The 14,196-nt window shown below is 38.3% G+C and carries 13 protein-coding genes; all 13 read right to left on the reverse strand.

Annotated elements, in window-relative coordinates; genetic code table 11:
- Positions 1 to 199: 199 nt before the first annotated feature.
- The gene (locus tag INR75_RS02750) at positions 200 to 1,018 is read right to left on the reverse strand and encodes a DNA adenine methylase (protein ID WP_223090657.1); all 819 of its coding nucleotides are present in this window, start codon (positions 1,016 to 1,018) and stop codon (positions 200 to 202) included.
- A gap of 146 nt (positions 1,019 to 1,164) precedes the next feature.
- Positions 1,165 to 3,948: a phage tail protein gene (locus INR75_RS02755; protein WP_223090658.1), complete on the reverse strand. Its 2,784-nt coding sequence runs from the start codon at positions 3,946 to 3,948 to the stop codon at positions 1,165 to 1,167.
- Positions 3,949 to 3,953: 5 nt separating this feature from the next.
- The gene (locus INR75_RS02760) at positions 3,954 to 4,475 is read right to left on the reverse strand and encodes a hypothetical protein (protein WP_223090659.1); all 522 of its coding nucleotides are present in this window, start codon (positions 4,473 to 4,475) and stop codon (positions 3,954 to 3,956) included.
- Entirely contained in the window at positions 4,472 to 4,801 is a 330-nt protein-coding gene (locus tag INR75_RS02765; RefSeq protein ID WP_223090660.1) for a hypothetical protein, read from the reverse strand. The genes INR75_RS02760 and INR75_RS02765 overlap by 4 nt, the downstream gene beginning before the upstream one ends.
- A gap of 16 nt (positions 4,802 to 4,817) precedes the next feature.
- Complete coding sequence (locus INR75_RS02770; protein WP_223090661.1) at positions 4,818 to 5,267, reverse strand: hypothetical protein; 450 nt, start codon at positions 5,265 to 5,267, stop codon at positions 4,818 to 4,820.
- A 32-nt stretch (positions 5,268 to 5,299) separates the two neighbouring features.
- Complete coding sequence (locus INR75_RS02775; RefSeq protein WP_223090662.1) at positions 5,300 to 6,904, reverse strand: hypothetical protein; 1,605 nt, start codon at positions 6,902 to 6,904, stop codon at positions 5,300 to 5,302.
- A gap of 2 nt (positions 6,905 to 6,906) precedes the next feature.
- Entirely contained in the window at positions 6,907 to 8,136 is a 1,230-nt protein-coding gene (locus INR75_RS02780) for a hypothetical protein (RefSeq protein WP_223090663.1), read from the reverse strand.
- Position 8,137: 1 nt separating this feature from the next.
- Positions 8,138 to 9,037 carry a hypothetical protein gene (locus INR75_RS02785; protein WP_223090664.1) on the reverse strand — a complete coding sequence of 300 codons (900 nt, stop codon included), beginning with the start codon at positions 9,035 to 9,037 and terminating at the stop codon, positions 8,138 to 8,140.
- Positions 9,037 to 12,522 carry a hypothetical protein gene (locus INR75_RS02790; RefSeq protein WP_223090665.1) on the reverse strand — a complete coding sequence of 1,162 codons (3,486 nt, stop codon included), beginning with the start codon at positions 12,520 to 12,522 and terminating at the stop codon, positions 9,037 to 9,039. Before INR75_RS02790 ends, INR75_RS02785 begins: the two co-directional genes overlap by 1 nt.
- Complete coding sequence (locus tag INR75_RS02795) at positions 12,506 to 12,709, reverse strand: hypothetical protein (protein ID WP_223090666.1); 204 nt, start codon at positions 12,707 to 12,709, stop codon at positions 12,506 to 12,508. The genes INR75_RS02790 and INR75_RS02795 overlap by 17 nt, the downstream gene beginning before the upstream one ends.
- 11 nt (positions 12,710 to 12,720) lie before the next feature.
- Complete coding sequence (locus INR75_RS02800; protein WP_223090667.1) at positions 12,721 to 13,215, reverse strand: hypothetical protein; 495 nt, start codon at positions 13,213 to 13,215, stop codon at positions 12,721 to 12,723.
- Positions 13,215 to 13,745 carry a hypothetical protein gene (locus INR75_RS02805; RefSeq protein WP_223090668.1) on the reverse strand — a complete coding sequence of 177 codons (531 nt, stop codon included), beginning with the start codon at positions 13,743 to 13,745 and terminating at the stop codon, positions 13,215 to 13,217. Before INR75_RS02805 ends, INR75_RS02800 begins: the two co-directional genes overlap by 1 nt.
- Before the next feature lie 2 nt (positions 13,746 to 13,747).
- Entirely contained in the window at positions 13,748 to 14,194 is a 447-nt protein-coding gene (locus INR75_RS02810; RefSeq protein WP_223090669.1) for a hypothetical protein, read from the reverse strand.
- Positions 14,195 to 14,196: the final 2 nt, after the last annotated feature.

The raw sequence follows: 14,196 nt of genomic DNA on the forward strand, positions 1-14,196 counted from the left end.
AAGAGAAGAACCTAAACTTCAATATAAAGATGCCTTGCATCGATACAATTCTAAAATAAAACGAATGGCAAAATTATGTGATATTGAAGATAAATTAACTTCTTATATAATCGCGAAATCGAATTGTACATTAATGTAAATTGAATTGTACAAAAAAAATTCAAATGCAATATAATATTAATCGGCATTTAAAGACCATTTAAAATAGCTTTAAATGGTCTTTTGGATTTGAAAGATCATAGTTAGCGGTTAATACTTCTATTTTCTTTTTACCCGGTTTTCCTGTTCCATTGGCTACACTTACAGATTGTTCCAAAGTCTTTACATACCAATCATTTCTCTTGGTATATTCAGCAAGTATGTCACTCGGATAACTGCTAAGTAAGAACTTCCCTTCAACCGCAGAGAGCGTTTTTAAGAGGTTTTCGAAGTCTTCAATAGAATAGCCATCATAATGACCACAATCGCTATTAAAATATGGAGGATCGCAATAATGGAAAGCTTCAGCATGATCTCTGGAGCTAATAACTCTTAAAGCATCAGTACATTCTACCTGTACGTTCTGCATTCGAATAGATAAGTCAATGGTAAATCCTTCTCTTTTTGATCCAATCTTTGTACTTGTAGTTCCTCTTAGTTTATCATAACCAAATGAACCATCCAGCATTGAACTAAATGATTGAGCAGCTAAAACCCAAACCGCCCAGGCTCTTTTTAACCTGGAGAACATGTGAGGATTATTATAAATCACAGTTGCATCATTGTGAAGGGATCTGCTATGCAAGCTAATTCGTACCATTTTCTCAAGTTCTACAAACTCATTCTGCACGCACTCATAGAAGTTTATAAGTTCTCTATTATAGTCGTTTATGATTTCACATTCGCTTTTTGGCTTTGCCCAAAATATTGCTCCACCACCAACAAAGGTTTCGGTGTAAGTAGTATGATCTGGTATAAGAGGTAAGATGGTAGTAATTAGATTTTGCTTACCGCCGTAATATGATATTGGTGTTTTCATTTTCTCAGTTGTCTTTTTAAAGTATATTTGTGATGCCAAACAAAACGAACGCATCAAATCTCTCAAGGGACTGCCCTCGGTGAGCTTTGATGCGTTTTTAGTTAGTTTTGTTTGGCGACAACTACTGAAAAATCCGGGGGCTTTAATTATGAAGATCTACCCTGATAGTTACATAACCAGTAACCACCATCCCAATAAAATTGCCATAGATCTCCGCGGTTTATTAACACATTATTCTCAACTTCAGCTCTAACCATATTGTAGCCACTTCCTCTAACAATAACACGATCATTAATTCGGCGTACATATATTATTCTTCCTTCTTTTGCATTATACGGCAGGCGAATTTCAATTTCTGCAGTGTTGTAACAAGCCACATACACCGAATTATCGTCTAAAGATTGATTTCTATTTGCAGTAATACGCAAAGGCTTCAAGTGTAAGCCAGATCTAAGATCTAAGCCACCTTTCCCACCTTCAATTCTTACGCCTCCATTAAAATATCCAGCCCATCCGGAATTGCTGTAATTAATTCCTGCAATTCCAGCACTTATATCGCCCTGGCTTTGGAATAGCATTCCAACAATACTTGCATTGGTTTGTAAACCTGTGGTCGCAGAAAAAAATGGAACATTCGAACCGTTTGAAAATATACCATTCCCTGATTGAAAAGATACTCGCCTATTAACCGGATTGGTCGATCTAATACCACCTAATGGATCACCGGTCGATTGATCTGAATCGATATCATCATCGATCCTGGTAACTTCCCTGCCTTGCTGATCGTATAAGGTTAAATTATTTTTACTTTCCAAAATCTCAAGTCTTCGACCTTCATCCCTGGTACGAAGATTTCGAACCGTTAAGTTCTCGATTGCTGCAGCATCTGCCAATACCAAAGAAGATACAAGAACTCCTTTTAAGGTTAATCTGCCTTGCTCAGTGACATTATAATCCAAACTGCTTTCCTCATTACCGATTTTAAATTTTCCGCCAGCTAAATCAAAATAGTTAAGCCCGTCCAAACTTTTAATGGTTCCGGTGGTGATCGTGTCTCCATTGATGTAAGTCATACCATTGGTGAAATCGAAATCGCGACGTCCATCCTTTACGGGATAGAGAATACCAAGGTTAAAAAGATAATGCCCTTCTTCATCGTCAACCATTTTGGGATTTTCGCTAACCTCCCAAACACCTGTTAAGGCAGTAGCCGAACATTTTGCATAAACATAATAGGGCTTTTCGGGATCAAGGTCTGTAAATATATTCGGATCCATTTCCCAAACGTAGCCTAGCTCTTCAATTTCGATCTGGTAATGCGCTAATTGCCCAGCACTAATTTTTAAGGTGTTAGGATTGTTTTCTGCATTAGCTTCAATAGTTACACCGATTAATCCAAAATTCTGAGATCTGGCACCTACACTAAGCATTAAAGTTTCGATAGAACCAGGTTTGATACTTTCCGGATCAAAGTATCCATCTGGATCAAACATCAATTCCTGAAGCTTTCGAAACCGCAATGCAGAACGTCTAGCCAATTCTGTGTTTTTACGATCGACATTTTCAATATGTGTATTATTATCGATAGTGTCAGCAATGTTCTTTTCCTGAATGGTGTACGGTATTGTATCTGCAATAGTAGCAGTCACCTTATCGGTGTTCACAAGCGGATAAGAGAGCTCCGCGATACGAATTTTATTATTGATACCTAAAGCTTCATCAATCACTCGTATCAGGTTAGCGACTCTTAAATCGATACCGCGCTCACGAATGTATTTTTCATCGATCTCAAGCGTATAAGTAACTCTAGGGACACTATTTTCTTCCAGATAACGCTGTGTTTCTTTTTTTAGATCAGCCTCTGCTTCTACGATATAAATATCAGGCATTCTAATATCGACAAGTGTATATTCGTCACCAACCTCTGGAAAGTTTAAATCGTTTGGCAACACATAATCGTTCTGCTCTTCAAAAGGAATTAGCTTAATTTCTTTGATATTGTTTCTGTACCGCTCGATTTCAAATTCATATCCGGCTAATGCTCCAGTCTTAAAAACAACTTTTGCAGTCGTACCTTCTAAAAGATGATCATTAATATCAAATTCGATACTCGAGTCTCGAAATAATAGTTTATCCTCGTTGTCAATTGCAGTTATAGTTCCAGTACGATTTGGAAAAATATCATCGAAATTTATGGATCCTTCTCTTATACCGTACAGATCTGTATTAGCTTGTAAAAATCGTTCATCAAAAACAAGCCGGGGAAGTCCATCCCGATATTTGTAACTGATGTTTTTTTGAGATCCGAAACCATAAACCCTGGTGACCACATTGGTGTCATCTATTTTATTTCGATTAAGGTGATATAAACCTTTACCGCGACCATAAGCAAACTGGAGGGTAGTATCAGCCCCAACGCTTTTCTCCAAGTAAATATTTCTTTGCACCAATCGAAACTCCAAATTAAAGGCTTCAGCAATCTTGGTTAAAGCGGTACGGCAGCTGTCGCCTGAAAAAATTAATGTTTGAGCCGGTAATTCATCTACATTAGCAATTTGCCAACCGGCATCGATCGTATTAATATTGGTAAGAATTAATAAAAGGAAATCTTCAGGTGTACCGTGATAGCTAAAATCCGCAACACCTTCATCCATAAAGATTTTCGTGTAAAGCTTATAGATTTCACCTTCAAATTCTACTAAATAGCGATATGTGAAGTTATTAATCTTTTCTACTTCCGGTGGTGTATTGATATAAAACCGCTCAGATCGATGCTCGATATAATCGCCGATTTGAATAGGTAAAGCAGAGCCAGCAATAAAATCAGCTTTCACCTTATGCTCACCCATAAGCTTATGGGTGAATAAGGTGTTTTCGTCGATTTCTACAGCAGCAATGATATTGCTATTTCTCTTTATTTCGAGTTGCATTTGTTTTAAAGCTTTCGATGTCTAATTTTTAATGTAAATCGATAGTTTGGATCTGTGCCGCAATGGATCTGCCTAAGTAGCTTTCCAAAAAAGGGATATGAGACTGGATGGCAAGAAGCATAGAAGAAATAACTAGTTCGATGATCGATTTTATATTCAGCTAAAAATTCCCCCTGATTTGCAAAATTGTAAGGCGTCCTAATATTTGGGTTCTCTTCCGACTTCTTTTTAAATTCTATATCTGTTATTTTCCCCTTTTTGGGTATCCAAACTTTTGTTTTAAAGTTCCAATGGCTGTTGCGTACACAATTCCAACGCCAGGCAACCCACCATTTTTTTCGTCCGTAATGTTTCCAAAATTTCTCATGACGTTCTCCGTAAGGATTATCAGTATGAAAAAACCAATGAACAAAAGGTACTTCCCAACCTAAAAGATAAGTCCAATAGGCTGGGAAAAACATAAAATATTGAAGGATATAGAATACCCAATCCAATAATACCCAACATGCATATCGTAAGTACATCATTTTATAATGTCGTATTTACGGAGCATATTAAGCACGTCCTTTTTTGATTGATTTGGAGTAGGCTCATAGTCGATAAGTTTCGCCTTAAGTATCATGCTTTCGTTATCTATGATATCGTAAATGAATTGGTACTCGCGTTCCTTTTGTAATGGAAGTTTACCTTCTATGGCATTAATTTGAATTTCAATAATCCTGGTTTCAGTTTGAACCGTTGCAGATTCTTCAGTTAGCTGAATAACCGTTCCAACTGCGTTTGGCTGCTTTTCCTGTGCGCTTAGAGCTATTGAAAAAAGAGCAATGATGATGGTAATGATTGTTTGTTTCATGATTGATTGTTTATAATTAGAAGATGATGACGATAATGAAAACGCTGAATGGAATTAACCAGGGCTGAAATTGATTGTACCATTTGTGGATACCTTGATCGTAAGAAACTCCAAAATGGACTTTAAATTTTTCATTGAGCTTATCCCTTAATTTGGTCTCTTCAATAGTTAGATCATTTAACTGACTGCTTAAATAATCTAATTTTGACCAATCGTCTGGGATATCCTCAACCGCAATTGCTGGATTAGAAAACTTGTAAAGGTAAAGTCCTGTTAATCCTAATATTGGAAGGAAAAAAATAAACTCTCTTAAGCTAAATTGAAATCCATATTTAACAGAGGTTTCCAAACCAAAAGTAGCGATGATAATAGCAAAGAGAAAAGCAATAAAAAGAGGATCGATTTTAATGAATTTCCCATCCTTGAATTGATAAAATTTCCGAGTTGTAAAAAGTTGTTTGATCATGATGTTTAAATTTTGATTGATGTTTTTCATATTTATATTATCGTATCTATTTCTTCTAAATCATAAACAAAATTGTGATAAGGATAATTATTAGCGGCTGATGTTCCTTTCTTATACATACAATAAGCTTTACCATTTTCAATAAATACTCTTAAATCTCTTATTGTTTCATCAAATAATTTTGATACATATTCAGAGGGCAAATAGGTATCAGTGTCTAATTTTACTAGCGCAATTCCCGGATCTGCATCTTTTTGATTCACGAAGGCATAAAGTTGACTATTGTAGGTAAATGGATTAATTTGGGAATGATTGAAATAGCTCCCGGCAGGCATATTTTCAGTTCCATCAAATTGTTGCAATCTAGTCCAGTTTAAACCATCATCTGAAATCGAAATTTTCCCAAACTCCGGATTAAAACCATCATATTGATGGTTACCTATATATTTTCCATCCTCTCTCTGAAAGACAGTCAAATAACCTGTATGATTTTCTCCTGACTCAAGACCAAGAGGCCTGCCTCTATCAGTCCAAGTGCATTCATGAATTGCATCCCCACCACTTGTTGTATATAGTCTTGTTTGCTGAATACCATTATTACCTGCTTCAGCAGTATTTGTATGACAGTATAAAAATATTTCTTCGGATATGCCGCTAACAGCGTTAGGTATACGCATTAAGAAAGGTGTCTCGATTTGGTAACCTGTGAATACAACGCCTCGTTCCACAAAATTCTTCATAAAACCATTTTCAAACCCGTCGAATTCGCCCCATACTATACCACCTAAATCACTATTATGATCTGTACTATAGAGTATAAAATAAGGCTTAGAAGTAGTAAATTCAGGCCATTCAGAAGATAAATATACCTGTGGCCAATACAAAGTATCTAAAGAAGTATTAGAATACTCAAAAACAGGGAATTTCGTGGTCAAAATTAATGTACTCAAATTTAAATTTGAATTACCGAAGTAACTTGTACTTATTGCGCTTTGGTTACCGCCCTTTAGCACAGTTACTGGAGTTAACGGTAGCGAATAGCCATTCACTGAATAAAAAGTAACACCATTTCTTCGAAAATTAATTTGACCAGAGACAAATTGAATACTTAACAAATCATCTAATTCCCAGTCGTTTGAGTTGTAAATTTGTTGGCCGTTTTCATTAACATTCATGGCTCCATTCGCCGTATTGACTAACATAAGTACATCAGGCGTGTTGATTAATTCAGTTGAAATGTCTTTGAATACAGATAATAGCCCCAAAGCTAATACGGAATTGTCTCTAACTTTGAAGAATATTTCATTGTTTCCGTTGATCTCTTTTGTAGCATAACCGCCGTTATCCCAGTCAGTATTTGAGTTTCCAGCATCTGTTACTTGTATCCCTCCATTAGGTATGTTTTCAGCGCTTTCATCTGTTTTCCAACTTAGGTACATTTGTTCAGCTAGTGTTATCGCCTGCACATCACTTTTTGGACTTTCCGTATTATCATCGTAAACCAGTTTCGCTTCAACACTTAAGTTGTCTCCTGGATTAAACCACGCAGATACATTAAACGTTCCTGTTAAACTTAAAGGATTTTCATTTCTTTTAGTTCCGTCGATGTAGATATTTACTCCTATTATCGTTGCCATAATTATTCTGTTACTTCGTAATCGAAAGATTCGCTTGTTATATTGCTAATATTCATAGTTGGTGCGGTTGGCTGTGGTTCTGATGAGTTTCCAATATTCTGAAGTAGCCAAATATTAAGATCATTTTGATTGTCGAAATCGGGATGATTTCCGTATTGATTTTCGAGAATTTGATTAAATTCTTTTAGGCTATCAACCTTATTCTTTCTGACCTCGGTTAACCGATAAGTATCCGGGTTACTCTCATACTTTTGTTGTACACTAGTCGCAGTTTCAACATTGCTTCGACCTAATTGTTTTACCCATTCTTTATCGCTTAAATCGAAAATATAATGTTCAATATCCACATCTTCCCCTGCATCTACATCGGCATTCCATCCGGGTAGATTCTCGTGCCATAATTGTTCATCACCTTCAGGGTAAGCAGCTAACAGATTTGCTTTAGAAGTAAATTCCCCAAGCCACTTGGATCCGGCAATCCCGTTAATCTTTTCGTTAAGCACACGTCCCTGGTTTGCTGATAATAATGCCTCTGGATCTTCCGAGGTTAAATCGTCAACAATTTGGCTAAGCTTCAAAAACACCGAAGGAATCAAACTTTCAGCAAAGGTTCCGGAAGTGATCTTATTGGCATTAAGATTTTGAATATAGGCTTCGGGTAACTGCGAATTTTCATTTAATGGGGCTACACCGTTGGCAGCTCCTATAGCAGTTTTTAGCATGTACTTTCCAAGTTCAGTCGTGAAATCTTCTAACTTACTCGCGGGAATGTTTGGGATCCTCGCAAGATCAAAAACTCCGGATGTTATTTTACTGGCAGAAAGATCTGGGATACGAGCAGCACTAAAAGTTCCGCTGGTTATTTTACTGGCGGCAAGTCCCGGAATTAATGAAGCCGCTAGAGTTCCTGCAATTTTTGCAGCCGCAAGTTCACTCTGTGAGGTTAAATAGCCTTCAGGATTCGTACTCTTAGGATAGAAATACTGCCCTAATTGCTCAAGGGTATAATTTCCTTCACTTAAGTTCTCCAGCTTTTGTAATAGCTCTGGAGTTATATACTTTTTAGTCTGGGATTCATTAAGGTCATCTGTAGTGAATACTTTAAGCAAATCTGATAGATCTATATATTCAGACTTTTCAGTATCAGAATTACCAACCAATATTTTATCCAGGCGTTTTAATCCATCGCCCCGATATTCCATCCCTAACCAAAATCTTATCGTTTCTGCCATTTTAATACAGTTCTATAATTTGATCTTCATTTGTGATAAATTGAGCATCCTGGTTATCCAGTAGCTCTTTTAATACCAATGCACTTGCGCCTGATGCAGACGTTGCCATTAATTTCAATCTTACTTTTGCCAGTGCATAATTGTCTGCTATGAGTAAACGAGTAACAAAAAAACCACTTGGGCAAAATGCCGTAAAGCTGTCTCTACCGGTACTAATCTCACGAATACCAGGCGCAGCCATCATAGCGTGTAATTGTTCAATTTTCGTTTTTAGATCTTCATAATTCAATCCATACATTGCCAGTTCCATTTCAAATTCTAATGCTTTCGCCGGTGTGATTTGGTAACCTGAAGTCTGGTAAGCCGTGAATTGTTGATCTTTAATTTCAGGACGGTTTAAACGATCATTAAACCCGGTTAAAACCATGTTTAAAGATTTAAAACTAATGCCATCGATATTAGGAATATTGAGATCTGTTCCGGTGATCTCATGATCTGGAACCGGAACCACAGGTTCCACAAATTCCATTCTAAACTTCACAAAATTAGAAGATGGCTCCTGAGCTTCTATTTTACTTTTTACATAGACCTGGTGTTCGCTCCAGGGCGTTTCAAATAATACAAGATCTGAGAATGAATTGATTTCCCGATAATAGCTTTGCAATTGTTCTTTAGCATCATTTCCAATAATAAAACCGGTAAAACCTAATGTTCTTTCACCAAACCGAATTTCGCTGGGCAAAACGTAAGGTTCCACACCGGCTTCACCTGTCCAATCATGAAAAGTTTTTCCAATCCTTGCAGGCATATCCAATATTCCGGCTACGGCGATATTAGAATCGTCGAGCTTTCCGGGAACAATCCCGAAATTAGAAAGCGGTATGTTATTTAACCTATACATTATCGTCCTATATCCCTTGCGGTAGTTGATTTTGTGTTATCCTGGATCTTTTTAAGCTCACTTACTGCTAATGCTAATTGAACCACGGTTGCTGCAGTATTTTGCTCAATAAGTGCAGAGGTTTGCATAATCGAAATGGTAGCATTGTAATTTCGTTGCTCGAGTTCAAAATGACGCTCATGCAATTGAAAGTGTCGCTTAGTAATATCAAACTGTGCTCTAAACAATCCGGTTAACTCACTGGCAGTTTCTTCAGTCATTTCTCTCCGTATCGCACCTTGTAAACCTCTTGGATCTTCAGGATCATCGTCTGGGTTAAAAATGTCAAACCCGAAAGCTTTTGCCTGTTCCTGGGCATCACTCATTGCCTGATTAAATTGATTGGATAAACCTTCAGCTTCGGTAAAAAATCGGCTAAAATCATCGACCCAGTTCCTATCTCCGCCGATGTCATAACTATCTGCCATATCTTTTTCAAGATCTTCAAAAGCCTGGCTAAATATTTGGTTAAAAAGTAAATTAGATATTATATTCTCCAGGACTTTTTCAACAGTATCACCCATTCTAACGGCGGCATCTTCACCATTTTCAAAAGCATCAACTAAGGCAGATCTAAGTTCACCACTAAAAGATCCGGTTAAATCACTAATTACATTTTTAATCTGCTCACGAGCCTCAATAACACTTTCTTTCCAGTCCAATGCATTTTGAACCATTTCTTTTGTCTCTTCATTCAACAGGTCATTTTGAATAAGATAATCAGCTAGATCAGTATTAAGCTGGTCAATACCTTCTTTAGTTTCATCAACCAGATCTGGAAACTCTTCTAATAAGTTATGCCAAACGGTCTTTTTCTTTTTTCCACCAAATAACCCCGCAATACCTCCAACAACTGCACCTATACCAGCTCCAATAAAACCTCCAACTGAGGCTCCAATAGCAGCTCCAGACGCAGCACCCTGACCTACAGCTCCCCAGTCAACAGCATTTCTAGTACCTGCTTTAGCTTGTCCATTTTCGAGCTTATCTAGAGCATCTAAAAACTCTTCATTTGCTTCAATTAAAGCTTTGTTGGCGTCAGTAATTCGTCCTTCATAATCTTTAATGAATACATTTTCATCCAGGATACTTTGCAATCTTATTTGATCATTTAATGACTGATTATATGCATTTTGATACCCTACAATAGCCCTATAATAATCCTCTTCTGCTTGTTTTCTCTGAGCTGCTGCACTTGTCAACATTCCTATTAATTGCATAGTTCCTTGTAAGGCAGCTTGAGCCTGCCCCATACTATCTCCTTCATCGAAGGCTTCCATTGCATCGGCTAAATCATTAGCTCCATTAGCTACATTTGTCAAAAAACTACCCATTCCACTTAAAACAGGACTACCAACATCTTCTCCAATTTGTGTTAAGGATTGTCCTAACATTCCAAAAGCTTCAGCAGCTTTGAAGATCTCGTCATATTTTAAATTCCGAATCTTTTCTTCAGTTTCAGCAATTAACTTTAATATGCGCGCTTTGGTTTCAGCGCTCATTTGTTCTGTCTCCAGAAGCTTCTTAGCGTTTTCAATTAGCTTTTTACCTTCCTGAATTGTAAGCCTTCCTATATGCTGAAATAGTTCTTTATAGGATTCCTTGCGTTTTAATTGAGCATCATCTAAATCATCCAGTTCCTCCTGAAGCTGCTTTTTTCTATTTTCTGCTTCCTCAAAATTCCCCTCCAGAATAAGTTTATCATATTCTTCCTGAAATTGCTCGATCAATAATTTTCGCTTTGCAGCGTAGGATTGATATTCCTCCAGTAAATCAATATATTTTTCTCGTTCGATACGTACCTCTTCCTGGCGTGCTGCTTCTAAAAAAGCTACACGCTCTGTTTGAGCGGCATTTGCAGTTCCATCTTCTACCGCATCAAATGCAGATTGATTGTTCACTACCTTCTGGCGAATTAAAGCTGCAAAATTCTCATATTGATCCAGCTCTTCACCATAGCGCTCTTTAGCTTTCTCGATACCAAACCTGGTCTTAAAATCTTCGATCTCTTTATAGATGTCTTGCTGTTTGGAAAGCTCTTCTCTAAGCGATCGAGTTTCTTGTCGATAGCGCAAATCCTTTTCGGCATTATTTTCTATAACACCCAATGCCGAAATATCGATTTTGGCATCCTTATTTTTTGGATCATCATTAAACTCCTGGATCAGTTCTCGAACTTTTGTAAACTTATCACGCAATGCCTGGATCTCTTCAGCATCACGGTCTAATTGCTTACGTGCGTATTCACGATCCAGATCTGCAATCTTTTCAAGTAACTTTTTACGTTGACTGATAAGTTTCTTACCATTATCGTCTTCATCTTCATTACCACCATTGTAATATCCTCCCATCTTTTTAGCGGCTTTTGCAGCATCTTCTAAAAACTCCTGGGCAATTTCTTCTAAGGTTTTCTTTTCTTCCTCTAATTGATCTTGTTGAACTTTTTTCCGCTTCTCACCAGCTTCCTTAACACCTTTGGTATATTCGTTAAGATTAAAAGTACCTACGCCGTACATACTACCCGATAGACCTCCGGTAGCGGCAATGTTACTGGAAGTTTTATCAGCCGCATTGGCAAATTCCTCAGCTTCTTTACGCTCATTTTTGGCAGCTTCCATAGCTTTTTGAGCAGCATCTTCTAATGCCAGGTTTGCAGCTGCTTTTTTAAGCGTCATCTCGATGTAAGCATCGGCATTTTTAACCAATCCCTGCTCAACTTCATCCAGGGTTTTTGCTTTTGCTGCAGTTTTACCTATGGATTTGTTATAATCATCGACAACCGTCTTTTTATCAGCCATTCCCTGTTTGGCTAAGTCCAGGTTGATACGTAATTCGCTCAGCTCTTTTATGGCTCTTTGAAATTCGCTACTCTCGTAAGCTTTATTTAGTGCTTCTAAAGATTTCTTTTGTTGATCTATAGCTTCTTTACCGCGGAATAAATCTGCTATAAATGCACCAATCTCTTTACCATAAATGGTGATTAGGGTAACGGCTAGAGATAGCGCGGTATTCCAGCTAAAAAGACTTTTGGTAATTTGTTTCCAAACCGGTACGCCTTGTTTTCCTGATTTTATAAGCGCATCATTTTCGCGTTTGATACGGCTAATCTCATCTGCCAGGATTGGAAGGTTATTGGAGATCGCGAGGAAACCAGTCTGCGCCGAATAGGTAAATGCCGGAAGTTCTCTGGTAATTTGGTTAATGGAATTGCCCAGTCCGTTCCATTTAGGTGCTGCAGCTGCAGCTTTAGCCCCGGCAGTTTCTGCAGCATTCCCTGCAGCTGCCAAAGGAGCCGCAATACCGCCATTGGTGTTTACCTTCTTTTTGGCGGCATCAGCAGTATCGGCTATTCCCTTAATATTATCCTTAACCTTTTTCGCTTCGATTTTTACCTCGGGCGAATTGATTAAGAATTCAATATCTATCGGCTCAAACTTTTCGGGCATTTTGCTTTATTCGTTTTAAATCCTCTACAGAACCCTGTACAGAATCATCCAGTTCAGTGTGTTTAAAATTGCTACGGTCTGCCATCATCAGGAGCAAATTTGCCCTGGTTACTTTCCATAGAATGGTATGCCAACTCCAGCCGGTCTCGTGAACCAACTGATAAAGCATTCCCCAGGGGCTATGCATTCCTGTTTGTATTAACTCCCCTTTTCGTTTTGACCCAGATTTGGTGCGGTGATCTTCATCTGCCGTACCGATCTGGTAGTATTCATAAAATCCGATGTACCTCCATAAATTAACAAGGCGGCGATAAGGGCAAACAGCTCACGAGGATTACAATGCCAGCGCAGATACCAGGCGAAAGGTTTAGTAAACAGTTTCCCTTTCCAATAACCGTTTAACACAGCACAGGCAACGGCTTTTGAGATCGCCTTACCGTGAATACTCATAAGCGCAACAGCTTCCTCGGTATTGATTTCCTCCAGCTTATGATCCTTAATCCCGGTGCTTAGATAATACGAAGCCACGCGGAACATTGTTCCCTGGTATGGACTACCCAATTTTATGGTGATCGTCTTTTTCCCAACCCATCGTAGGAAAAAAGGGGCGGCAATTTTACACTTGACGCCCCTTTGCAGAATAGTTTCAGCTGCCAGACGTTCAGTTGCCTGGTTTTCCTGCTCTTTTTTCATTATGGTGCTACATAATTAGGATCTACCTCTACAAAGTCGATTGGAGCAAGATCTTCTACTTCAGGAACCAAAACGGTAATAGTTACATCCAGTAAAGCAATACCGTTACGACGTACTTCGTTGTTATAACGAGCCATTAATTTCCCTCTTGGAACAATAATGGTTTGCCCGTCTGCCGTTTCCATCTCGATATACTTTTCGATCTGTACATTGGTTCTTGGCTTACTCCAGGTCTTTTTGCCATCGGCAATCACCACTTCACCACCTTTTAATAGTTTTAAGGTTTCAACCGTAGTATCCATAATCGAAAGCGTAAGGTTGGTTTTTCCCTGCTCAGTAAAGCTGATTTTTGGATCTGGATCCATCTCGCTATACTCATCGGTCACCGTTCCTTCCTCTTCCACGATATTAAAAGAATCACGATAAACGTCTTCTTTTAATTCGTAAGCGGTACCATCTGCAGCTAATCCTGTTGCCGGATCGATATCACTTATCTTAAGGCTTTTGTAGCCAAATTTGTATTTTCCCATGTTTACTTGGTGTTATCGTTGTTTTCGTTATTGTCGTCACCAGTTCCGGTTTCGCCCTGGTCGTTGTTGTTGTCTTCAGAAAGCTCAGCGATACGCTTATCAATCGCTTCTTTCACGCCTTTACGATCATCACCAGCTTTCTCACGCTCGGCAAGTGTATTAAGCTCTTCAACGGTACCGATGGTTTTAACCTTATCGGCTACTTCAGAAACATTCCCGTCAAGGATATCGGTGGATTTCGTTTTAAGCTTTTTCACTTTGGACTTCAGTTTCTCCTCAGCCTCTTCAGCATTTTTACTAAATGGCTCTACTTTTTGGTCTTTAAGACGTTGCGCATGTCCTTCAGCTTGATGTTCCTCAAGAAAAGCCTGCTTGTCGCTGGTCACATATACCTTATCGATTTTTGGATTTCTGGCGAATACGTGGTTCGCTACTTCTTTATTTGTCATGT

Source organism: Zunongwangia sp. SCSIO 43204 (assembly GCF_019904275.1).
Classification (GTDB): Bacteria; Bacteroidota; Bacteroidia; order Flavobacteriales; family Flavobacteriaceae; genus Zunongwangia; species Zunongwangia mangrovi.

Excerpts from the sequence above, each read along its gene's own strand:
- INR75_RS02810 (WP_223090669.1), bottom strand. The coding sequence starts at position 14,194 with ATGACAAATAAAGAAGTAGCGAACCACGTATTCGCCAGAAATCCAAAA.
- INR75_RS02795 (WP_223090666.1), bottom strand. The coding sequence starts at position 12,709 with ATGCATAGCCCCTGGGGAATGCTTTATCAGTTGGTTCACGAGACCGGC.
- INR75_RS02770 (WP_223090661.1), bottom strand. The coding sequence starts at position 5,267 with ATGATCAAACAACTTTTTACAACTCGGAAATTTTATCAATTCAAGGAT.
- INR75_RS02790 (WP_223090665.1), bottom strand. The coding sequence starts at position 12,522 with ATGCCCGAAAAGTTTGAGCCGATAGATATTGAATTCTTAATCAATTCG.
- INR75_RS02785 (WP_223090664.1), bottom strand. The coding sequence starts at position 9,037 with ATGTATAGGTTAAATAACATACCGCTTTCTAATTTCGGGATTGTTCCC.
- INR75_RS02780 (WP_223090663.1), bottom strand. The coding sequence starts at position 8,136 with ATGGCAGAAACGATAAGATTTTGGTTAGGGATGGAATATCGGGGCGAT.
- INR75_RS02805 (WP_223090668.1), bottom strand. The coding sequence starts at position 13,745 with ATGGGAAAATACAAATTTGGCTACAAAAGCCTTAAGATAAGTGATATC.
- INR75_RS02800 (WP_223090667.1), bottom strand. The coding sequence starts at position 13,215 with ATGAAAAAAGAGCAGGAAAACCAGGCAACTGAACGTCTGGCAGCTGAA.
- INR75_RS02755 (WP_223090658.1), bottom strand. The coding sequence starts at position 3,948 with ATGCAACTCGAAATAAAGAGAAATAGCAATATCATTGCTGCTGTAGAA.
- INR75_RS02765 (WP_223090660.1), bottom strand. The coding sequence starts at position 4,801 with ATGAAACAAACAATCATTACCATCATCATTGCTCTTTTTTCAATAGCT.
- INR75_RS02760 (WP_223090659.1), bottom strand. The coding sequence starts at position 4,475 with ATGATGTACTTACGATATGCATGTTGGGTATTATTGGATTGGGTATTC.
- INR75_RS02750 (WP_223090657.1), bottom strand. The coding sequence starts at position 1,018 with ATGAAAACACCAATATCATATTACGGCGGTAAGCAAAATCTAATTACT.
- INR75_RS02775 (WP_223090662.1), bottom strand. The coding sequence starts at position 6,904 with ATGGCAACGATAATAGGAGTAAATATCTACATCGACGGAACTAAAAGA.